A 21,596-nucleotide genomic window follows, 5' to 3' on the forward strand; every position below is an offset into this window, starting at 1 on the left:
GAATGGCTTATTCATTTAAATTTCAAAAGCTCCTCGAGCTTAAAGAAAATGAAAAAGACCAATCATTCGCTGAATATCAGCACTCAGTTTCCGAATTCGAAAAGGTCGCGGAAAAGCTGTATGAAAGCATGAACCAAAAAGAAACGCTAGAAAAAAACAAGGAAATCAAGATGCAGACAGGAATGAGCGTTCAGGAAATGCGGCATTATCAGCAATTTGTCACAAATCTTGAAACGACTATCTACCATTATCAAAAGCTCGTCATGATGAAGAGAAATGAAATGAATGAAAAACAGCACGATCTGACGGAAAAAAATATCGAGCTGAAAAAATTTGAAAAAATGAAAGAAAAGCAGTTTGAAATGTATTCGCTGCAAAACAAAGCAAATGAGTTAAAGGAAATGGACGATATCTCCATTGCCCAGTACATAACTCAAGGAAGCTAGGGGTAAAAAAACGATGACCGAAGAAAAAAAAGCCGGTAAATTTCAGACATTTTTGTTTGTCATCGTCATTCCGCTGATCTTTTTAATCGTTGCAGCGTTTGTCGGCATGTGGCTTTTGGGCGTCAATTTCCAGGATGCAGCCTCCAAAATCCCCGTTGTTAAAGAGCTTGTGAAAAACGGCGAGGATCAGGACAAAGATCACGCAGCAAAGCAGCAGGAGAACAAAGCAGAAAAGCTCCAAAAGACGATCGATGAACAAAAAAGCGAAATCGAAACGCTGACGAGTGACTTGAAAACGAGTGATCAAGAGATTAAAAGGCTGAAACAAAAAATCAGCTCGTTCGAAAAAACGGAAAAAGATGAAAAAGAGCAGAAAGAAAAGAACACCGAAGGTCAAGGAGACGGAAAAAAAGTCGTCAAAATTTATGAAAGCATGCAAAGCAATAAAGCTGCAAAAATTTTAAGCGAATTAAAAGAAGAAGAGGCAATCAACATTTTAGATTCTTTAAGCAAAAAGAAAGTGACTGAGATCCTCTCCAAAATGTCTCCTGATAAAGCGGCTGTATTCACAGAAAAGCTTGTGAAAAACGAAGCGAAAAATGACAAGAAAAAAGAAGGGGGGGAATAGCTTGAGGCTTTTTGACGCAATCTCTTTTGATGCCAAGCCTGCGGCGGATACCGCAACTGCAAAAACGAGCAGGACGCCTCTGGGCGGACTCTTTCAAAATGTGCTCCAAAAGGAAAACAGCTCACTTTCCCCTTTTCAAAAGGGAGAAGAACCTTCTCAGGACACGTCATTGGAAGGGCTTTTGCATGAACTGAAGCAATGGCTTTTAAATAATGAAGGCGGCTCCTTCAATGAAGACTGGTTGAATTCCCTCCAGCATGTTGAAGAGCTGAATCCATCTCCGGATGAACTCGCATTGGCAGAACAGCTGTTACAGCAAATAAAAGAGCTGCTTGAAAATGCCGCTCTGCCTGGACAATCAGGCAAAACAGCTGATGCTATTGAAGCTGTGCCTGCTGACGAAAGCGGGACAGAAGAGCCGAAACTGACTGACCTGCAAATTCTTGGTCAGATTCAGCAGCTGCTCGCTGTGATCGTAAATGAAAATCAACCGGCACTCAAAACTTCACAAATCGCAGAAATATTGAAACAAGCGCCGGAATTTCTCGCCGCTCTTCAGACAAAGGCGGGAACAGAAGGGCTGATTGATGAACTTAAACGCCAATTTTTCACAAAAGATCCGGGTGAGTCGCAGCTTTTGTCCATGTCAAACGCCGAGCTGAAAAGCTTGAAAAGTGTAATGGAGCAGATGATGAACGCAAACGCTGAACCGGATCAAAAAGAGTGGAAAATGGCGGAAAGCGAACTAAAGGCAATGCTCATGAGCAAAAAAACCGATGTCTCTCTTTCTGAGAAGCCGTTGTCCTTTGTTTTGAACGGAAGGGAAATTCAAACTGAAGGAAAGCAAGGCCAAAAGGAACAGCCGATTCAATCCTCTGTACTGGCCAATCATCGGACAGGCGCAGTGCTGATCCAGGGTCTCCAAACTTCGGCGGCAGAGGAATCTTCCGCTCAGCCGAAAAGCTTTTCAGAACAAATTCTCAGCTCATGGAAACAGATGAAGTATACACCGTTCGGCAGATCGACAGGCAGTTTCACGATCCGCCTGAATCCTGAAAATCTTGGCTTTATCACGATCAAGCTCGTCAAACAGCACGGGATGTTTTCGAGCAAAATCATCGCATCGACCCAGTCGGCTAAAGAGCTGCTCGAACACAATCTCGCGCATCTTAAACAGGCGCTGCCCAACATGTCTGTACAAATTGACCGCTTCGGTGTACCGCTTCAAAACGGCGATCAGACCTTCGGACAGCTGGCGGACGAACAGAAAAACCAGCAGCAGCCGAAGCAAGATCAGCAAAAAGAGCAGGAAAATGAGGGCTTTCAGGAGTTTTTGGATGATCTTATCGAGACTCGATCACAGGACAGCGAGGAGGAGATCTAATGCCTGACACTTCAATTGATACAAGAACTGCCATAGGGACAACAAACACAAAATCAACGACATCCAATTATTTGTCCGAGGCAAAAAAAGCCGAGAAAGCAGGGAGCGGCTCCAACCTTGGCAAGGATGAATTTTTGAAACTGCTCATGAAACAACTGCAGTACCAAGACCCCTTAAATCCGATGGAAGACCGTGAATTCATTGCGCAAATGGCGACCTTTTCAAGCCTTGAGCAACTAACGAATCTAAACTCAACGATGTCGACGTTTGTCGGACTTCAGGACCCGATGACGATGTATGTCAGCTGGATCGGAAAAGAAGTTACTTATGAAGGCGAAGACAGCGAAGAGAAAACGGCGCTCGTCAAATCAGTTAAAAGCTCAGACGGACAGTATCTGCTTGTCCTTGACGATGGAACCGAAGTCAATCCGTGGAATGTGACGGCGGTAAGCCATTCTGACAAATAAAAACAGATAATTCAGGGAGGAATAATTATGTTACGTTCACTATATTCAGGAATCAGCGGCATGAAAAACTTTCAGACAAAGCTTGATGTCGTGGCAAACAACATTTCGAATGTCAATACGGCAGGCTATAAGAAAAGCCGGGTTACGTTTAAAGATATTGTCAGCCAACAGCTTTCCGGTGCGTCGTCGTCTACTGCAAATCGCGGTTCTGTCAACGGCCAGCAGGTCGGGCTCGGTGCAACGATCGGATCGATCGATATCATTCATACAAACGCAGCGCCTTCAACAACAGGCCGCCAGCTTGACATGACCATTACAGGAGACGGCTACTTCCGAGTTGGAACAGGAGAAGAAGAATACTACACAAGATCCGGAAACTTCTACCTTTCTGATGAAGGTGACCTCGTCACTGTTGATGGGCTGTTCGTCTTAACGGCCAACAACGGAAGAATCAATATCCCGCAAGACGCGCAAAGCTTCAGCATCGCACCTGACGGAACCGTGTCTTATGTCGATCAAAACAACGAGAACCAGACCGCCGGCCAAATCTCGCTTGCGACATTCAGCAACACATCCGGCTTGTCAAAAGCGGGAGACAACCTTTACCGCGAAACATTGAGTTCTGGAGCTCCGCAAGTCGTCGTGCCTGGAGAAGGCGGCTCAGGAAAGATTCAAACGAGTGCGCTTGAAATGTCGAACGTCGACCTTTCAGAAGAGTTTTCCGAAATGATTATCGCGCAGCGCGGTTTCCAGTCCAATGCGAAAATCATTACAACCTCTGATGAAATTCTTCAGGAACTCGTCAATCTGAAGCGATAGGAGGGAAGGAGGCGCCCTCGTAAAGGCGCCTCTTGATAACACATGATCAAAGTTACGCGATTAAACGGACAGCCTTTTATTCTGAACGCGCTATTCATTGAGCAAATTGAATGTTTTCCGGATACGACAATTACGCTGTCAAACGGAAAAAAGTTTGTTGTCAAAGAAGATGAAGATACAGTTGTGGATACAATCGTGTCATTCTATCAAAAAATCCAAATACTTTCTTGTGACAAAAGAATTGAGGAATCTGAATGAATAAAAAACTTCTAGGAATTATGCTGACGATTATTCTGGCAATTGCTGTGTTAGGAACCGCTGCGTTCTTTGTCATTAAGGGAAGCGCAAGTGAAAAAGATCAAACGAAAGAACCTTCGATCGATGAAGTGGTCGAATCATCAGTTGAAGTCGCCGAAATCACGACAAACTTGAAATCGGACAATGTGGTCCGTTTGTCAATCAAGCTTGAAACCGATTCGAAAGAAGCGAAAGAAGAGCTTGAAAAGCGGGATTTCCAAATTAAAGATTCAGTCATCTCCCTTTTGGCAAACACGAACGCAGATGATCTTGAAGGACAAAAAGGAAAAGAAAAATTTAAAGAGCAGCTGAAAGAAAAGCTGAACACGAACTACATGAAAGAGGGAAAAGTGAAAACTGTATACATTACCTCCTTTAATCTGCAGTAGGAACATAGATGACAGAACCATGGAGGTGAAAACAGATGGCAGGAGAAGTACTCTCCCAAAATGAAATCGATGCACTGCTTTCAGCGATATCGACAGGTGAAATGGACGCCGACGAGCTGAAAAAAGAAGAGTCCGTTAAAAAAGTAAAAGTCTATGACTTTAAACGGGCGCTCCGCTTTTCAAAGGATCAGATCCGCAGCTTGACAAGGATTCATGATAACTTTGCAAGGCTGCTAACGACTTATTTCTCGGCTCAGCTGAGAACCTATATCCAGATCTCGGTCAGCTCGGTTGATCAGGTTCCTTATGAGGAATTCATCAGATCCATTCCGAATATGACGATCCTCAATCTGTTTGAGGTTCGCCCTCTTGAAGGAAGAATCATGATGGAGATCAACCCGACCATCGCCTATACGATGATGGACCGGGTGATGGGCGGGATCGGTTCGAGCCACAACAAAATTGACAGCATGACAGAAATTGAGACGAAAATCATGTCCAATTTATTTGAAAGCTGCCTCTCGAATTATAAAGATGCGTGGGAATCCATCACGGAAATCGAGCCGGAAATGTCCGATTTTGAAGTGAATCCGCAGTTTGTGCAAATGGTATCGCCGAATGAGACGGTCGTTGTCATTTCGCTGAACACGCAAATAGGAGACATCAGCGGGGTTATCAACCTGTGCATCCCGCACGTCGTCCTGGAACCGATCATTCCTAAGCTTTCCGTTCACTACTGGATGCAATCAGACAGAATTGAACCAAAACCGGAGGAAACAAAGTCGATAGAAAAGCGGATTATGACGGCGCGAATTCCAATTGTCGCAGAACTCGGATCATCGGAATTAACCATTGAAGAGTTTTTAAATTTAGAAATTGGAGATTGTATCACTTTGGACAAATCAGTAGCAGAACCTCTTACTGTTTTGGTCGGAGATAAACCGAAATTTCTAGCACAAGCCGGCCGAATGAATCGAAAGACTGCGATTCAAATTCTAGATCACGACATAAGAGGTGAAGAATATGGAGAATAACAATAGGTTATCACAGGATGAAATTGATGCGCTGCTTAAAGGTGGCGATGATACGGCTCAAGAGCAGCCGGAATCAGGGTTGTCCCTGATGGAACAGGATACGATCGGGGAAATCGGAAACATTTCCTTTGGGAGCTCTGCAACAGCTTTGTCCACTTTATTGAATCAAAAAGTCGAAATTACAACACCGACTGTTTCGGTGATTGAAAAAAGCCATTTAAATGATGAGTTCCCGCACCCGTATGTTTCAATCGGTGTGAGCTATACGGAAGGTTTTTCAGGAAATAATCTTCTCGTCATCAAGCAGGAAGATGCCGCGATCATCGCTGATTTGATGATGGGTGGAGACGGGACGAACGCAGATCCGTCGCTTGGCGAAATTCATCTAAGTGCCGTTCAGGAAGCGATGAACCAAATGATGGGTTCCGCAGCGACGTCGATGTCCACCGTCTTCAGCAAGAAGATTGATATTTCTCCGCCGGAAGTTGACCTCCTTGATGTGAATGAAGGGGAAGGAACAGAGCAAATTCCGAAAGAGGACCCGCTCGTCAAAGTATCTTTCAGACTGAAAGTCGGAGAACTGATCGATTCGCATATTATGCAGCTTTATCCGCTGACCTTTGCAAAAGACCTGATCGATGAATTAACGAATCAGGACGGCGGAGAAGAGCCTGTGCAGACTGAAGAGGTAAAGCAGCCGCCCGTACAGGAAAACCCGGCGCCTAGTCCGAGTCCGGCACCAGCTCAGACACAAAGACAGGAGCCTGCGCCTAAACGGCAAGGGACGGCAAAAGTTTCAGAGCCTGTGCAGGTGGCACCGGCAGAGTTTCAATCCTTTGCCCCTCAGACTGACGCGCAGCCGCACCTTCAAAACCTTGACATGCTCATGGATATTCCTTTGTCCGTCACAGTCGAGCTGGGGAGGACAAACCGCAGCGTCAAAGAGGTGCTTGAACTGTCAACCGGCAGTATCATTGAGCTTGACAAACTCGCAGGCGAGCCTGTCGACATCCTGGTCAACCAACGCGTCGTTGCCAAAGGCGAAGTCGTCGTCATCGATGAAAACTTTGGCGTCAGGGTGACAGACATTTTAAGTCAGGCGGAACGAATCAGCAAATTACGATAATAACAGATTGATTGGAGAGATTAATAATGGCTTACAAGATTTTAGTAGTTGATGATGCAGCATTTATGAGAATGATGATTAAAGACATTTTAGTGAAAAACGGCTTTGAAGTCGTCGCAGAAGCGCAAGACGGAGCGCAGGCTGTTGAAAAATATAAAGAGCATTCACCTGATCTTGTCACAATGGATATCACGATGCCGGAAAAAGACGGAATCACGGCTCTTAAAGAAATCAAGGAAATCGATCCGCAGGCAAAAATCATCATGTGTTCGGCAATGGGCCAGCAATCGATGGTTATCGACGCTATTCAGGCGGGAGCGAAAGACTTTATCGTCAAACCGTTCCAGGCTGACCGCGTCATGGAAGCGATCAATAAAACGCTAAGCTAAAGGGTGTACAACTTGTTTAAGAAACCTCTTATTTTCATAGCCGGCCTTTGTCTATTTGCCTTTCTCGTGCTGCCGTACGCTCCGGCTCTCGCAGAGGAATCGGGGGATCAGACCGTTGACCATCTGTTTGAGCAAAAAGGTGCGGGCAAAGAGAAAGAAAAAGCAAAAGACAAAGACAAAACCGAGGAAAAAAGTTCTCTTAAGGAAGAGGCGGAGGCCGAACCCCCGTCTCCTTCCGTTTCCATATTTGATTTTGTGAAAATGATCGGCGCGTTACTGTTCGTCATTTTTCTGATCTACGCTTTGGTCAAATTCATGAATAAACGCAACCGCCTGTTAAAACCCTTCCAGTATGTCGAAAACATCGGCGGAACTTCGCTCGGGCAAAACAAGTCCGTACAGCTGATTAAAGTAGGGAACAGGGTGCTGGTCGTCGGTGTCGGCGAGAATATCCAGCTGCTGAAAGAGATCGATGATGAAAAGGAATATAAAGAAATTCTCACGCAGCATGAAGCTGCGATGAACAGCAAGATTGAATGGCAGAAATGGATGGATCAAGTCAAAGTTCCAGGCGTGCAAAAGCAAAGCGGCACGGCATCTTTTTCCGAGTCGTTAAAAGCACAGCTCGCGGAACTGAAACAAAATCGCGCAGAAGGCAGAAAGAAAGGCCAAAATCAACATGAATGAGTTTATGGATTTATTTAATTCAAGCGATGCGGCAAACGTCAGCGCCAGCGTCCGGCTCTTGCTGCTTTTGACAGTATTTTCGATCGCTCCGGGGATCTTGATCCTGATGACGTGTTTCACAAGGGTTGTCATCGTATTGTCCTTTGTCCGGACATCGCTGGCAACACAGTCAATGCCCCCAAACCAGGTGCTGATCGGACTTGCACTGTTTCTGACATTTTTCATTATGGGGCCGACTTTTTCCGAGATTAATAAAGAAGCGCTAACGCCGTTAATGAACAATAAAATCACCTTGGATGAAGCTTACACAAAAGCGGAAACCCCGATCAAAACCTTTATGAGCAAGCATACAAGACAGAAGGATCTGGCTTTATTTATGAATTACGCAAAGATGGAGACGCCTGAATCCATTAAAGATATTCCGCTTTCAACGATGGTTCCCGCGTTTGTCATCTCGGAATTGAAAACCGCGTTTCAAATGGGATTTATGATATTTATACCGTTTCTGATTATCGATATGGTTGTGGCAAGTGTTTTGATGTCGATGGGGATGATGATGCTTCCGCCGGTCATGATTTCACTGCCGTTTAAGATTTTGCTGTTTGTGCTTGTAGATGGCTGGTATTTAATCGTTAAATCTTTGCTGCAAAGCTTTTAGAGTAGGTGCTAATACATGAATTCAGAATTTGTTATATCGATGGCTGAAAGGGCTGTATACGTTACATTGCTTATCAGCGGGCCGCTTTTGGCGCTCGCTCTTCTCGTCGGGCTGATCGTCAGCGTTTTTCAGGCAACCACCCAAATACAGGAACAGACTCTTGCATTCATTCCGAAAATCGTCGCCGTTTTGGTCGGGCTCGTCATTTTCGGCCCGTGGATGCTGTCGACGATTTTATCATTCGCGACTGAGCTGTTCTCTAATTTAAACCGTTTTGCAGGGTAGTTTTAACATGTCAATAATTGAATCATTTCCAGCCTTTTTACTTGTATTTGTCAGAATCACAGCATTCTATGTAACGGTGCCTCTATTTTCTTATCGGTCAATTCCTGCCGTTCATAAAATAGGTTTTGCATTTTTTCTTGCGCTCGTCAGTTTTCAGGCGATTGAAAAGCCTCCTCAGCTTGATGTTGACGGAGTTTACATGATGTTGGCCATGAAGGAAGCGCTGATCGGGCTTCTGCTTGGGCTGATCGCCTACATGATGATCTCGGCCGTTCAAATCGCCGGATCATTCATCGATTTTCAAATGGGATTTGCGGTGGCGAATGTGATCGATCCCCAGACAGGAGCGCAAAGCCCGCTTGTCGGCCAGTTTTTATATACGTTGGCGCTGCTCCTCATGCTGAGCCTGAATGCGCATCATCTCCTGCTTGACGGGATTTATTACAGCTATCAATACATCCCGGTCGATAAGATGGCGCTGTCGTTTGGAAGCGAAGGATTTGCCGAGTTTATTGCAAAGAGCTTCAACACGATGTTTATAACAGCATTTCAATTGTCTGCGCCTGTTGTGGCTTGTTTGTTTTTAGTCGATCTGGCATTGGGGATTGTGGCGAGAACGGTGCCGCAGCTCAACGTGTTTGTCGTCGGGCTTCCTTTGAAAATCGCAATTACCTTTATCATGCTCATCATCTGCATGGCCGTTATGTTCAGCATGATGCAGCACGTCTTCGAATTTGCCATTCGGACAATGAGAGATCTATTAACTTTGCTTGGGGTGGCATGATGAAGCTGACGTTGGATTTGCAATTTTTCGCAGGTGAAAAAACGGAAAAAGCGACGCCGAAAAAACGGCGGGAAAGCAGAAAAAAAGGACAGGTTGCCAAAAGCGCAGATGTCAATACAGCGATCACGCTTCTTATCGTGTTTTTATCATTTTTATTCATCGGGCCTTTTATGAGAGATCGCCTGCTCGCCCTGATCGAAAAATATTACAAAGATTTGATCACGATGAAGGTGTCAGTCGCCAATATTCCCGGCCTGTTTCAAAGTCTTGTGCTTGAATCGGGCTTCATTATGGCACCGCTTTTGCTGACAGCCGTCGTCTCCGGGGTCTTGAGCAACTATCTGCAAGTCGGGTTTTTATTTTCCCCTGAAGCGATCAAGCCTGATTTGAAAAAGCTTGACCCGCTTAAAGGATTCAAGCGGATTTACAGCATCAGAGCGATCGTTGAACTGCTTAAATCGATTTTAAAAATCGTGATTGTCGGCGGCGTGACATTCGCCGTTCTATGGCTGAACTTTGACAAAATTCTCAGAATCCCGGCGCTGTCCGCGGGCGAGGCTTTGTCATATGTCGGCTGGCTCACCTTTTTAATGGGGGTTTCCGCTGCAGTCGCCCTGATTTTTCTCGCGGTGCTCGATTACCTCTATCAAAAATTTGATTATGAAAAAAATATTCGCATGTCAAAACAGGACATTAAAGACGAATACAAAAAAACCGAAGGCGATCCTCTGATTAAGTCGAAGATCAAGCAGAAGCAAAAGGAAATGGCGATGCGCCGCATGATGCAGGATGTGCCAAAAGCGGATGTCATCATCACAAACCCGACCCATTACGCCGTCGCGCTGAAATATGACGAAAACAAAATGGATGCGCCGTTTATCATCGCAAAAGGGGTCGATCTGATGGCTCTGAAAATCAGGCAGATCGCCAAAGAACACGATGTCATGACAGTCGAGAACAGACCTTTGGCGAGGGCGCTTTATGACCAGGTTGAGATCGATCAGGCCGTTCCGGAAGAATTCTTTAAGGCCGTAGCCGAAATCCTGGCGTATGTTTACAAAACAAAGCAAAAAATCTAGTGAATTTTTCAGTTTTAAAAGGAGAGAAACAGCATGTCAGCAAGAGATTTATCAGTTTTATCAGGCGTTGTCCTCATTGTGGCAATGCTTATCATACCCTTTCCACCATGGTTGTTGAGCGTTTTAATTATCGTGAATATTTCTCTTGCGTTAATCGTGCTTCTCACCACAATGAACATGCAAGAACCGCTGCAATTTTCGATATTTCCTTCTTTGCTGCTCCTCTTGACGCTGTTCCGCCTCGGGCTGAATGTATCGACGACACGTTCGATTCTGTCCAACGGAGATGCGGGAAAAGTAGTCGAGACGTTCGGGTCTTTCGTTGTCGGCGGAAACGTTTTGGTCGGTCTCGTTGTCTTTATCATTTTGATCATTATCCAATTTATCGTCATAACGAAAGGGGCGGAACGGGTTTCTGAAGTTGCTGCCAGATTCACGCTCGACGCCATGCCGGGGAAACAGATGAGCATTGATGCCGATTTGAACGCCGGAATGGTGACCGAACAGGAAGCGAAAGTGCGCCGTGAGAAAGTGGCCCGTGAAGCCGACTTCTACGGCGCGATGGACGGTGCGAGCAAATTCGTGAAAGGGGATGCGATCGCAGGGATCATCATCGTCCTCATTAACGTCCTTTTCGGAATTGTCATCGGCATGCTGCAAAAACAAATGAGCATTCAGGAAGCCGCTTCACACTTTACGCTCTTGTCTGTAGGCGACGGGATCGTATCTCAGCTGCCTGCGCTCTTGATCTCAACGGCGACGGGTATCGTCGTCACAAGAGCAGCGTCGGACGGGAACCTCGGACACGATATTACAGGCCAGCTGTTTGCTTATCCAAAGCTTTTGTATGTGACGGCGGGAACGATTTTGCTGCTCGGGATTTTCACACCGATCGGCATTCTCCTGACAGGTCCTCTGGCTCTTCTTCTCGCCATCGGCGGCTATACGCTCTCCAAAGCCGGTGAAGAGAAGGAAAAAGTGGAGGATATCCTTGAGGAAGAAGCTGAAGTGGACGAATTAAAAAGTCCCGAAAGCGTCGTTCATCTGCTCGATATTGATCCGATCGAATTTGAATTCGGCTACGGATTGATTCCGCTTGCAGATGCAAATCAAGGCGGCGACCTTTTAGACAGAATCGTCATGATCAGGCGTCAGCTTGCGCTTGAACTCGGTCTCGTCATTCCGGTCGTCAGAATCAGGGATAACATCGCTCTTCAGCCGAACGAGTACAGGCTCAAAATTAAAGGAAACGAAGTCGCAAAAGGCGAGCTTCTCCTCGATCACTTTTTGGCGATGTCTCCGACAGGCGAAGACGATCAGATCGAAGGAATTGACACGATCGAACCGTCCTTCGGCCTCCCGGCAAAATGGATACCGGAATCTCAGAAAGATCAGGCCGAAATGCTCGGATATACGGTTGTCGATCCGGCTTCAGTCGTGTCGACCCACATTACAGAGCAGGTGAAAAAGCACGCTCATGAACTGATCGGAAGACAGGAAACAAAACAGCTGATCGACCACTTGAAAGAATCTTATCCTGTACTGGTCGAAGAGGTCTCGCCGAATCCGCTGTCTGTCGGTGATATTCAGAAAGTGCTGGCCAAACTTCTGAAAGAAAAAGTATCGATCAGGAACTTGGTGACAATCTTTGAAACACTGGCCGACTACGGAAAGCTGACGACGGATTCAGATATGCTGACCGAGTATGTAAGACAGGCGCTTGCCAAGCAGATCACCGCCCAATATGCGAAGGAAAATGAGACGCTGAAAGTGGTGACGTGTTCGGGCCGTGTCGAAAAGGCCGTGGCGGAAGGAATTCAGCAGACTGAACACGGCAACTTTTTATCTCTTGAACCTGCATTATCCGAAAATATCATTCAATCTGTAGCAAGAGAAATCGAACAGCTCTCATTAAGGCAGGAAGTGCCGATCCTTTTATGTTCACCGCCTGTCAGAATGTATGTCAAACAGCTGTTAGAGCGCTATTTCCCTGATCTGCCGGTTCTTTCTTATAACGAACTGGAAGCCAATGTAGAAGTTCAAAGCATCGGAGTGGTGGATATTCAATGAAAATTAAAAAATTTGTAGCTGGTTCTATGCAGGAAGCCACAAAGCAAATTATACAAGAGCTCGGGAATGACGCCGTAATCTTGAATTCTAAAAAAATTCATACGAGAAAATTTCTCGGCTTTGTGAAAAAAGCCGGGGTTGAAGTGATTGCGGTTGTCGACCAGGACTTTTCCGACGCGAGGAAACCGGAGCGGCAAAAGCCAGTTTTACGTGAACAAAGCCCTTCGCCTGTCCCGCAGCCGGACCACCTCGATTTGGCAAGCCAAGTGAAAGAGCTGAAAGAACTGCTGGAAATGCGGCATCATGAGCAGCCTGTTGATGTGCTGCCTGAGCCGCTGAAAAAGGCGGACCAGCTTCTGGCAAAGCAAGGGGTATCGCCGGCCATCCGTACGAAAGCGCTCGGCCGGTTGATCAGCACTTCTTTAAAAAACGGCGAAGAATGGACGGATAAAAAGGCGCTGGCCCACTTAACAGATGCTTTGGCCGATCTTCTTCCCGATAATCGGGAACAGGACGTGGCGATTCATTCCCAATATGTCGTGCTCTTCGGATCGACCGGAGTCGGCAAAACGACGACATTGGCAAAGCTTGCCGCTTCTTCCGTGCTGGAAAAGCAGAAAAAAATCGCTTTTATCACGACGGATACGTACCGGATTGCAGCGGTTGAACAGCTCAGGACATATGCCGAGCTTCTGAATGCGCCGCTCGAGGTGTGCTACACGAAAGAAGAATTTAAAGCGGCCCAGCAAAAGTTCGCCGATTTTGACCACGTCTTCATCGATACGGCGGGCCGGAATTTCAAAGACGGGCAATATGTCAGGGAGCTGAAGGAAATCATTCCTTTTGAGCGTAAGATACAGGCGTTTCTCGTCATGTCCGCGACGAGCAAGTACGAGGATATGAAGGAGCTCATTAAGCAGTTCTCAAGCATTCCGATCGATCAGTTGATATTCACAAAAGTGGATGAAACCGATTCATTGGGAAGCGTCATGAATCTGCTCGCCGAATCGAGAATCGGCCTCGGCTATATGACAAACGGACAAAATGTTCCGGAAGATATCCGCTACTTGTCAAATGCATCATTTGTCAAACTGCTTACGGGGTGTTGAACATGGATCAGGCAGAAAGCTTACGAAGGCGGATGGGGCAGCGCTTCGCCGAACCGCCCGCCCCTGTCGCTCATCCAAAAGCGAAAACGCTCGCTGTTATGAGCGGAAAAGGAGGCGTCGGGAAGTCGAATATATCGCTGAATACGGCTCTCGCCTTATTGGAAAAAGGAAAGAGCGTGCTGTTGATCGATCTAGATGTCGGAATGGGGAACATCGATATTTTGATCGGCCGGCAATCGCTCTGCACCGTGATGGATCTCCTTCAGCAAAAAATACCGTTTGAGCGCGCCTTGTCAGCCGGTCCGCGTGGCCTTCAATACATTTCGGGCGGAACGGGACTGGATGGGATGTTCGAATTGAACGGGGAAAACTGGGCGTTCTTTCTGAAAGAATTAACGCGGGCTTTGACAAGCTTCGATTATGTCATATTTGATATGGGAGCAGGGCTGTCGAAAGATCAGCTGCCATTCGTCCTGTCAGCGGATGAAATTCTGGTCGTCACCACGCCGGAGCCGACATCGATCATGGACGCTTACAGCGCGATCAAGCATTTGGCATTAACGGGACGCGATCTTCAGCTGAAAGTCGCTGTCAATCGCTGTACAACCCAAAAAGACGGAATTTCCGCCTTTCTCCGCCTTTCCAACACGGTAAACGCTTTTTTACAGCAAAAGCTTGCATATGCAGGGCCGATTCCTGAGGATCCCCTGGTACCAAGAGCCGTTGTGGAGCAGCAGCCGTTTCTGATGAAGAACCCGCGTTCCAAGCCGAGCAGGGCGGTTTACCTGCTGGCAGAATCGCTGCTTGATAACGGCAGAACGGAAATAGGCGAAAACCGGTCCTTTATCGATAAATTATCTTCATTCCTGAGGAGGGGCAATACATTATGATTCGTGTTCTTGTCGTTGACGACTCTGCTTTTATGAGAAACATGATCACCAAGTTTTTAACATCCAATCACGAGATTGCTGTAGCAGGAACGGCAAGAAACGGCGAGGAAGCGCTCCAAAAAATCAAGGAGCTCCGCCCGGATGTGATCACATTGGATATTGAAATGCCTGTGATGAACGGAAAAGAAACATTGAAAAGGATCATGGCGAGCGATCCGCTTCCGGTTGTCATGGTATCGAGTCTGACGCAGCAGGGGGCTGATATCACGATCGAATGTCTTGAGCTGGGGGCGATCGATTTCGTCGCAAAGCCGTCGGGTTCAATTTCAATTGATTTATATAAAGTAAGAGACATGCTGATTGAGAAAGTGTTGACAGCAGGGCGGGTGAAACTGAAAGGCCGGCCTGTTCCGATTTCAAAACCCGCCATCGAGACGGCAAAGCGGCCGCCGGTGAGCGGCAGCGATTCAGTCCGTGTTCGGGCTGGAAAACAGCTCATCTGCATCGGTACATCGACAGGGGGGCCGAGAGCGCTGCAAAGAGTGCTTCCCAAGCTTCCCAAAACGTTGAAGGCGCCTGTTTTTGTCGTTCAGCACATGCCAAAGGGGTTTACAGCCTCATTAGCGAACAGGCTGAACCACCTCTCAGAAGTAACCGTGAAGGAGGCTGAAAACGGTGAGAGAGCGAAAGACGGCTGGGTTTACATTGCCCCCGGAGGGAAAAACATGGCAGTCGGCCTTGAAAAGGGCGAATTGGTGATCACGCTCGATGACCGCGACACAGAGAGCCGTCACAAGCCTTCTGTTGACTATTTGTTCCATTCCCTGGCCTCACTTCGGGAGTTTGAAAAAATCGCCGTCATTATGACGGGGATGGGAAGCGACGGAACAGAAGGCGTAAAAGGCCTTTTGAAACATGGAAGCGGAACGGTGATCGCCGAAGCAGCCGAGTCGTCCGTCGTTTTCGGAATGCCGAAATCGGTCATTAACAACGGACTTGCAAACGACATCAAGCATGTTGATGAGATTGCCGCAGCCATTATGACGTATATGAAAAAAGAGAGGGCGTGACTCATATGGATATGAATCAATATTTAGACGTCTTTATTGAAGAAAGCAGAGAACATTTGCAAACCTGTAACGAAAAATTGCTCGAACTCGAAAAAAATCCGACAGACCTGCAGCTTGTCCATGATATTTTCAGAGCGGCTCATACCTTGAAAGGGATGAGCGCTACGATGGGCTATGAAGATATGGCTCATTTAACGCACAGTCTGGAAAACGTGCTGGACGCGATCCGAAATGAAGAAATGACCATTACGTCAGAGTGGATGGACGTCATGTTTGAAGCGCTCGATGACCTTGAAGCGATTGTCCTTTCGATCATTGAAGGGGGCGACGGCAAAAGAGACGTTTCAGAAGTCTGCGCCAAGCTTGATGTGACAGGCGCAAACAAGGAGGCGGCTGCATCGGCAGAAGCGCCTGAAGCGGCGTCGTCTGAAACGAAATGGGCCTATGACGAATTTCAGCGGACGGTCATCGCCGAAGCTGAGGAACAAGGCTTTAAATGTTACGAAATCAATGTTGCGTTGAAAGAGGACTGCCTGTTGAAGGGCGTTCGGGTGTACATGGTATTTGAACAGCTGAACGAAATCGGCGAAGTCGTCAAAACGATTCCGGAAACGGAAGTTCTCGAGTCGGAAGATTTTGATTCCGAATTCGTCGTGTGCTTTTTAAGCAAACACGGGGAAGAAGAGATTTTCAACAAAATCAACGGCGTATCTGAAATCGAAAAAATTGAAGTAACCGAGCTGAAAAACGATTTTTCGGCACAGGAAGAAGCCGCGCCTGCAGCGCCTGAAAAAGAAACGGCACCGAAAGACGCGGAGAAAACCCCGGCTAAGCAGCCGGACGGCAAAAAAGAAGCGGCGAAACCTGCAGCAGGCGGCGGAACGAAGACGATCCGCGTCAACATCGACCGCCTCGATTCATTAATGAACCTGTTTGAGGAGTTGGTCATTGACAGAGGGCGCTTAGAGCAGATCGCCAAAGAGCTTGAACACGGCGAATTAACAGATACCGTCGAACGGATGACAAGAATTTCAGGCGACCTGCAATCGATCATCCTCAACATGAGAATGGTTCCGGTAGAAACGGTGTTCAACCGCTTCCCGCGCATGGTCCGCCAGCTGACAAAAGAATTAAATAAAAAGATCGAGCTGTCGATTTTCGGGGCGGAAACCGAGCTTGACAGAACGGTAATAGACGAGATCGGCGACCCGCTTGTCCACCTCTTGAGAAACAGCCTTGATCACGGGATCGAGGCGCCTGAAGTCAGGGTGAAAAATGGTAAGCCTGAAACGGGTCAAGTCCGTCTGAAAGCATATCACAGCGGGAACCACGTCTTTATCGAGGTCGAGGATGACGGAGCCGGCATCAACCGCAAAAAGGTGCTTGAAAAAGCGCTTGAACGCAACGTCATTACCGAACGTGACGCCGAAACGATCGAAGATCATGAAATCGACGCACTCATTTTTGCACCGGGATTCTCAACCGCAGATCAAATCTCGGATATTTCAGGACGCGGGGTCGGCTTGGACGTTGTCAAAAGCAAGCTGGAATCTTTGGGCGGTTCTGTCAGCATCAGGTCGAGCGAAGGCGAAGGTTCGCTTTTCTCCATTCAGCTTCCGCTTACACTGTCGATCATATCCGTGCTGCTAGTCAAACTTGAAAACGAAACGTTTGCGATACCGATTTCTTCTATTATAGAAACGGCTGTCATCGATAAGAAAGATATTCTTCAGACGCACGACCGCGAAGTGATCGATTTCAGGGGCCATATCGTACCGGTGGTTTACCTGAAAGAACAGTTTAATGTTGAGGATTCTTCGGATGATCTTGATCAGCTTCACGCCATCGTCGTGAAAAAAGGAGACAAGCTGACGGCATTTGTTGTCGACTCCTTTATCGGCCAGCAGGAAGTCGTACTAAAATCACTCGGCGATTATTTAACAAACGTCTTTGCCATTTCCGGCGCGACGATTTTGGGAGACGGACAAGTAGCCCTGATCATCGACTGCAACGCCCTTATCAAATAGAAAGCGAAAGGAGAGCGATCCTCTTGACCACACAGACTACCACCGGTGAAAAAATGATTGTGTTCAAAGTAAATCATAAAGAGTATGCCATCTCTGTATCCGAAGTGATGTCCATTGAAAAATGGCAGCAGCCAACAAGGGTGCCGGGAGTGGAACCGTATATTTGCGGCGTCATTAATTTGAGAGGTGTTGTCACGCCTGTCATCGATTTAAGAAAGCGGATTGAAGCGCCTGGAGATACGATTACAGATGAAACGAGAATCATCATCATCACCCATCAGGACATTGAAGTCGGCTGGGTGGTGGACGAGGCGAACGATGTCATCACTGTCGAGGAAGAGGAAATTGAATCGGCTCCCGAAACGGTAGGAAAAGACGGCAGGCAATGGATTAAAGGCATCGTCAAGCAAGGGTCCAGACTTCTCAATCTGATTGACTCTGAAGCTGTTTTAAACCGGAAGTCGAGCCTTGCCGCCGCTTCTGAAAATGTGAAGAAATAAGGAGCCTATGATGAGCGTATTTAACGGAATTAGAGAAGAGCATCTTGATATATTGCGGGAAGTCGGGAATATCGGAGCGGGTCATTCCGCTTCTGCCCTGGCTCTATTGCTGAACAGGAAAATCGAAATGGAAGTGCCGTTTGTCAAGCTGATGTCGTTTGATGAGCTTGTCAACCTATTCGGCGGTGCAGACCTTCCTGTCGCAAGCATCTTTTTGCGCATGGAAGGGGATTTTCCCGGTTCTATGTTCGTGATCATGCCTTTTTCAGAGGCCGAGCAGCTGATCAGGGAGCTTGTCGGCAATCCGGAATTCGAGATTGACAGCATGACGCCGAATGATATCGGAGCCTCCGCCCTGCACGAACTCGGGAATATTATGGCGGGATCTTATTTGACCGCTCTCGCTGATTTGACAAACCGGCAAATGTACCCGAGCGTCCCTGAACTGACGCTTGATATGTTCGGAGCCGTCATCAGCGAAGGGCTGATCGAGCTCAGCCAAGTTGGAGACCAGGTTATCGTGATCGACAACTCCATTTTTGACGAGGAGCACAACCGGAAAGTAAAAGCGCATTTGTTCCTTCTGCCGGACTATGATTCTTTTGAAAAGCTCTTTCATGCATTGGGTGCAGCTCTATGAAAATCTTAGAAAAAGAAACATCGATTATCAGAGTGGGAATTGCCGATGTGAAAATAGTCCGCACTCCCGACAAGATCAGGACATCGGGTCTCGGTTCGTGCGTCGGACTCGTGCTCTATGATTTGGAAGCGAAGACGGCCGGTCTCGTCCACGTCATGCTTCCCGACTCTTCCTTATCCAAGACACCGGACATCAATGTGGCAAAGTACGCGGACACAGCTGTCGAAGCGACGGTCAAGATGCTGCTTGAAGCCGGATGCCGAAAATACGCTTTGAAAGCGAAAATGGCCGGAGGAGCCGAAATGTTTAAATTTAAGATGACAAATGATTTGATGAAAGTCGGGCCAAGAAATGTGCTTGCGATTAAAAAACATCTATCTCTCTTAAACATTCCGATTGTAAGCGAGGATACAGGCGGAAACAGCGGAAGAACGATCGAGTTCGATCCGCAGTCAGCCGAACTTGTCATCCGGACAGTTAAACAAGGTGTAACGACGATTTAATATGCAATATAGGGGGATAAAGATGCAATCCTTGAACTATGAAGATCAGATGCTTTGGTCGCGGTGGAAAGAATGGAAAGATCCTCAGGCAGGCGATGATTTAATCCGCCGCTATATGCCGCTTGTGACATATCATGTCGGCCGGATAGCCGTCGGCTTGCCCAAGTCCGTTCATAAAGACGATTTGGTCAGCCTTGGCATGCTGGGTTTGTATGACGCCCTTGAAAAATTTGATCCGGGAAGGGATTTGAAGTTTGATACATACGCTTCCTTCAGAATCAGAGGCGCTATTATCGATGGCCTTCGCAAAGAAGACTGGCTTCCGAGAACATCCCGTGAAAAAACGAAGAAAGTGGAAGCTGCGATCGAAAAGCTCGAACAGCGCTACTTAAGAAATGTTTCGCCGAGCGAAATCGCCGCTGAGCTGGGAATGAGCGAGCAAGACGTCGTGACCACAATCAATGAAGGTTTCTTTGCGAATCTCCTTTCAATTGATGAGAAGCTTCACGACCATGAAGACGGGGAGAACGTCCAGGTGATGATCAGGGACGACAAAACGAGCACGCCGGAAGAAAAAATGCTCAAAGACGAACTGATCTCCCAGCTTGCGGAAAAAATAAACGAGCTTTCAGAAAAAGAACAGCTCGTGATCAGCTTATTCTATAAAGAAGAGCTGACCCTGACGGAAATCGGACAGGTTTTGAATTTGTCGACTTCCCGCATTTCACAGATTCACTCCAAGGCGCTTTTGAAACTGAAGCATCTGCTGGATAAAGTGGTACAATAACATGTAAGCTGCCGGCATGAAACCGGCAGCATTTTTTAAGCGTCCGACAGGGAAGTCTTTTTTTGATTAAATTTCATGGTTAGCGAGTGAAAAATATGTCAACAATATTATGGCTTGTGAGCTTTACGCTCCACGGTATATTGATTTATTTCGTCATCATTCTGAATGCGAGGCTCAGCGCTTTTAAGGCGGCGGAGAAAGAGCAAAAACAGCTTTTGGAAGAAACCGAGAATACATTGACCGCTTTTTTGATGGAGCTAAAAGACGAAAATGAAAAACTCGTTCGCGAGATTCGGGCGAATGCCGAAGAAGAGCCGCAAAGAGTGCAAACACAGCCTGACATTCCTGCTCAAACCCCCGCCCTTCCGGAAGCGGACGAATCGCGCGATCTGCCGCTTCACATCGAAGCGATGATCAATGAGGTGGAGCAGGAAGAGGATGAGCTCAATCAAAAAGAGCAGGAATCCGTATCATATGAAGAAGAAGCTCTCGCATTATATGAAAAGGGGCTCTCTCCGGAGGAAATCGCAAGACAGCTGAAAAGCGGGAAAACAGAAATCGAGCTTTTCTTAAAATTTCGCGGAAAGCTGAAAAACGATTCTTGATTGTCGAGAAAGCTTATGTTATATTATTTCTTGGTGTTAATTACACACGCTTAACGATTTATGCAAGCGGTGCTGTGCGGTTCTCGCGTGCAGTCCTGCATAAAAATGACCTAAGCGGAGGAAAAAAACCATTATATTAGGAGGAAATAACACATGTCAGTCATTTCTATGAAGCAATTGCTTGAAGCTGGTGTTCACTTCGGCCACCAAACGCGCCGCTGGAACCCAAAAATGAAGCGTTACATCTTCACGGAGCGTAACGGAATCTACATCATCGATCTTCAAAAAACAGTCAAAAAAGTTGAAGAAGCATACAACTTCACGAAAAACCTTGCAGCTGACGGAGGAAAAATCCTTTTCGTCGGTACGAAAAAGCAAGCTCAAGACTCTGTTAAAGAAGAAGCGGAACGTTCTGGAATGTACTATGTCAACCAACGTTGGCTTGGCGGTACGTTAACAAACTTTGAAACGATCCAAAAGCGTATCAAACGCCTTAAAGATATCGAAAAAATGCAGGAAAACGGCACATTTGACGTACTTCCTAAAAAAGAAGTCGTTCAATTGAAAAAAGAATTAGAGCGTCTTGAAAAATTCCTCGGCGGAATCAAAGAAATGAAAGAGCTTCCTGACGCACTGTTCATCATCGATCCTCGCAAAGAGCGCATCGCGGTTGCAGAAGCGCGCAAGCTGAACATTCCGATCATCGGAATCGTTGACACAAACTGTGATCCTGATGAAATCGATGTTGTCATCCCTGCGAACGATGACGCCATCCGCGCTGTTAAATTGCTGACTTCTAAAATGGCAGATGCCATCCTTGAAGCAAAACAAGGTGAAGAAGTAGCTGAAACAGAAGCGAAAGAAGCAGAAACAACTGAAACAACAACTGCTTAACCTGGTCAAAAGGTGATAAGGGGGTCTGC

Annotated in this window: 26 protein-coding genes; all 26 read left to right on the forward strand. The window is 46.8% G+C overall.

Translation table 11 applies throughout. The features are described 5' to 3' along the window. Positions 1 to 2 precede the first annotated feature (2 nt). The 26 genes from fliJ (at position 3) to rpsB (ending at position 21,567) form a co-directional block, all read left to right on the forward strand. Positions 3 to 446, forward strand: a complete 444-nt coding sequence (gene fliJ / locus LQ247_RS11310; protein WP_020451394.1) for a flagellar export protein FliJ — start codon at positions 3 to 5, stop codon at positions 444 to 446. Positions 447 to 459: 13 nt separating this feature from the next. Then, positions 460 to 1,074, forward strand: a complete 615-nt coding sequence (locus LQ247_RS11315) for a MotE family protein (protein WP_105978906.1) — start codon at positions 460 to 462, stop codon at positions 1,072 to 1,074. Between the two features lies 1 nt (position 1,075). After that, positions 1,076 to 2,458, forward strand: a complete 1,383-nt coding sequence (locus tag LQ247_RS11320) for a flagellar hook-length control protein FliK (RefSeq protein ID WP_145654241.1) — start codon at positions 1,076 to 1,078, stop codon at positions 2,456 to 2,458. Continuing rightward, complete coding sequence (gene flgD / locus LQ247_RS11325) at positions 2,458 to 2,925, forward strand: flagellar hook assembly protein FlgD (RefSeq protein ID WP_144497632.1); 468 nt, start codon at positions 2,458 to 2,460, stop codon at positions 2,923 to 2,925. The genes LQ247_RS11320 and flgD overlap by 1 nt, the downstream gene beginning before the upstream one ends. Before the next feature lie 27 nt (positions 2,926 to 2,952). Continuing rightward, the gene (flgG, locus tag LQ247_RS11330) at positions 2,953 to 3,744 is read left to right on the forward strand and encodes a flagellar basal body rod protein FlgG (protein WP_075752825.1); all 792 of its coding nucleotides are present in this window, start codon (positions 2,953 to 2,955) and stop codon (positions 3,742 to 3,744) included. A gap of 42 nt (positions 3,745 to 3,786) precedes the next feature. Next, on the forward strand, positions 3,787 to 4,002 hold the full coding sequence (locus LQ247_RS11335; RefSeq protein ID WP_101560838.1) for a flagellar FlbD family protein: 216 nt from the start codon (positions 3,787 to 3,789) through the stop codon (positions 4,000 to 4,002). After that, positions 3,999 to 4,430, forward strand: coding sequence for a flagellar basal body-associated protein FliL (gene fliL / locus LQ247_RS11340; protein ID WP_020451399.1), 432 nt, complete (start codon positions 3,999 to 4,001; stop codon positions 4,428 to 4,430). The genes LQ247_RS11335 and fliL overlap by 4 nt, the downstream gene beginning before the upstream one ends. Before the next feature lie 35 nt (positions 4,431 to 4,465). Beyond that, the gene (gene fliM / locus LQ247_RS11345; protein ID WP_020451400.1) at positions 4,466 to 5,464 is read left to right on the forward strand and encodes a flagellar motor switch protein FliM; all 999 of its coding nucleotides are present in this window, start codon (positions 4,466 to 4,468) and stop codon (positions 5,462 to 5,464) included. Then, positions 5,454 to 6,590: a flagellar motor switch phosphatase FliY gene (gene fliY / locus LQ247_RS11350; protein ID WP_020451401.1), complete on the forward strand. Its 1,137-nt coding sequence runs from the start codon at positions 5,454 to 5,456 to the stop codon at positions 6,588 to 6,590. Before fliM ends, fliY begins: the two co-directional genes overlap by 11 nt. A gap of 26 nt (positions 6,591 to 6,616) precedes the next feature. Next, positions 6,617 to 6,979, forward strand: coding sequence for a response regulator (locus LQ247_RS11355; RefSeq protein WP_003181796.1), 363 nt, complete (start codon positions 6,617 to 6,619; stop codon positions 6,977 to 6,979). A gap of 12 nt (positions 6,980 to 6,991) precedes the next feature. Then, the gene (gene fliZ, locus LQ247_RS11360; RefSeq protein ID WP_025811387.1) at positions 6,992 to 7,666 is read left to right on the forward strand and encodes a flagella biosynthesis regulatory protein FliZ; all 675 of its coding nucleotides are present in this window, start codon (positions 6,992 to 6,994) and stop codon (positions 7,664 to 7,666) included. Further along, positions 7,659 to 8,324, forward strand: coding sequence for a flagellar type III secretion system pore protein FliP (gene fliP / locus LQ247_RS11365; protein ID WP_020451403.1), 666 nt, complete (start codon positions 7,659 to 7,661; stop codon positions 8,322 to 8,324). The genes fliZ and fliP overlap by 8 nt, the downstream gene beginning before the upstream one ends. Before the next feature lie 15 nt (positions 8,325 to 8,339). Next, positions 8,340 to 8,609, forward strand: coding sequence for a flagellar biosynthesis protein FliQ (gene fliQ / locus LQ247_RS11370; protein WP_020451404.1), 270 nt, complete (start codon positions 8,340 to 8,342; stop codon positions 8,607 to 8,609). A 7-nt stretch (positions 8,610 to 8,616) separates the two neighbouring features. Then, the gene (gene fliR, locus LQ247_RS11375) at positions 8,617 to 9,393 is read left to right on the forward strand and encodes a flagellar biosynthetic protein FliR (RefSeq protein WP_020451405.1); all 777 of its coding nucleotides are present in this window, start codon (positions 8,617 to 8,619) and stop codon (positions 9,391 to 9,393) included. Further along, the gene (gene flhB, locus LQ247_RS11380; protein WP_095290474.1) at positions 9,393 to 10,472 is read left to right on the forward strand and encodes a flagellar biosynthesis protein FlhB; all 1,080 of its coding nucleotides are present in this window, start codon (positions 9,393 to 9,395) and stop codon (positions 10,470 to 10,472) included. The genes fliR and flhB overlap by 1 nt, the downstream gene beginning before the upstream one ends. Before the next feature lie 33 nt (positions 10,473 to 10,505). After that, positions 10,506 to 12,542 carry a flagellar biosynthesis protein FlhA gene (flhA, locus tag LQ247_RS11385; RefSeq protein ID WP_020451407.1) on the forward strand — a complete coding sequence of 679 codons (2,037 nt, stop codon included), beginning with the start codon at positions 10,506 to 10,508 and terminating at the stop codon, positions 12,540 to 12,542. Further along, entirely contained in the window at positions 12,539 to 13,651 is a 1,113-nt protein-coding gene (flhF, locus tag LQ247_RS11390; protein ID WP_231006064.1) for a flagellar biosynthesis protein FlhF, read from the forward strand. The genes flhA and flhF overlap by 4 nt, the downstream gene beginning before the upstream one ends. Before the next feature lie 2 nt (positions 13,652 to 13,653). Continuing rightward, positions 13,654 to 14,541: a MinD/ParA family protein gene (locus LQ247_RS11395; protein ID WP_231006065.1), complete on the forward strand. Its 888-nt coding sequence runs from the start codon at positions 13,654 to 13,656 to the stop codon at positions 14,539 to 14,541. Next, positions 14,538 to 15,611, forward strand: coding sequence for a protein-glutamate methylesterase/protein-glutamine glutaminase (locus LQ247_RS11400; RefSeq protein WP_020451410.1), 1,074 nt, complete (start codon positions 14,538 to 14,540; stop codon positions 15,609 to 15,611). Before LQ247_RS11395 ends, LQ247_RS11400 begins: the two co-directional genes overlap by 4 nt. Before the next feature lie 5 nt (positions 15,612 to 15,616). Beyond that, complete coding sequence (locus LQ247_RS11405; protein ID WP_095290479.1) at positions 15,617 to 17,638, forward strand: chemotaxis protein CheA; 2,022 nt, start codon at positions 15,617 to 15,619, stop codon at positions 17,636 to 17,638. A 23-nt stretch (positions 17,639 to 17,661) separates the two neighbouring features. Then, positions 17,662 to 18,138 carry a chemotaxis protein CheW gene (locus LQ247_RS11410; RefSeq protein ID WP_003181816.1) on the forward strand — a complete coding sequence of 159 codons (477 nt, stop codon included), beginning with the start codon at positions 17,662 to 17,664 and terminating at the stop codon, positions 18,136 to 18,138. 10 nt (positions 18,139 to 18,148) lie between these two features. Continuing rightward, the gene (locus LQ247_RS11415; protein WP_003181818.1) at positions 18,149 to 18,778 is read left to right on the forward strand and encodes a chemotaxis protein CheC; all 630 of its coding nucleotides are present in this window, start codon (positions 18,149 to 18,151) and stop codon (positions 18,776 to 18,778) included. After that, positions 18,775 to 19,281: a chemotaxis protein CheD gene (locus tag LQ247_RS11420; protein WP_003181820.1), complete on the forward strand. Its 507-nt coding sequence runs from the start codon at positions 18,775 to 18,777 to the stop codon at positions 19,279 to 19,281. Before LQ247_RS11415 ends, LQ247_RS11420 begins: the two co-directional genes overlap by 4 nt. A 22-nt stretch (positions 19,282 to 19,303) precedes the next feature. Next, complete coding sequence (locus tag LQ247_RS11425; protein ID WP_003181822.1) at positions 19,304 to 20,068, forward strand: FliA/WhiG family RNA polymerase sigma factor; 765 nt, start codon at positions 19,304 to 19,306, stop codon at positions 20,066 to 20,068. Positions 20,069 to 20,163: 95 nt separating this feature from the next. Beyond that, on the forward strand, positions 20,164 to 20,673 hold the full coding sequence (locus tag LQ247_RS11430) for a DUF6115 domain-containing protein (protein WP_023857198.1): 510 nt from the start codon (positions 20,164 to 20,166) through the stop codon (positions 20,671 to 20,673). A gap of 153 nt (positions 20,674 to 20,826) precedes the next feature. Next, positions 20,827 to 21,567 carry a 30S ribosomal protein S2 gene (gene rpsB / locus LQ247_RS11435; RefSeq protein WP_020451414.1) on the forward strand — a complete coding sequence of 247 codons (741 nt, stop codon included), beginning with the start codon at positions 20,827 to 20,829 and terminating at the stop codon, positions 21,565 to 21,567. Positions 21,568 to 21,596 lie beyond the last annotated feature (29 nt).

It is taken from the genome of Bacillus sp. BS3(2021), assembly GCF_021043345.1.
Classification (GTDB): domain Bacteria; phylum Bacillota; class Bacilli; order Bacillales; family Bacillaceae; genus Bacillus; species Bacillus paralicheniformis.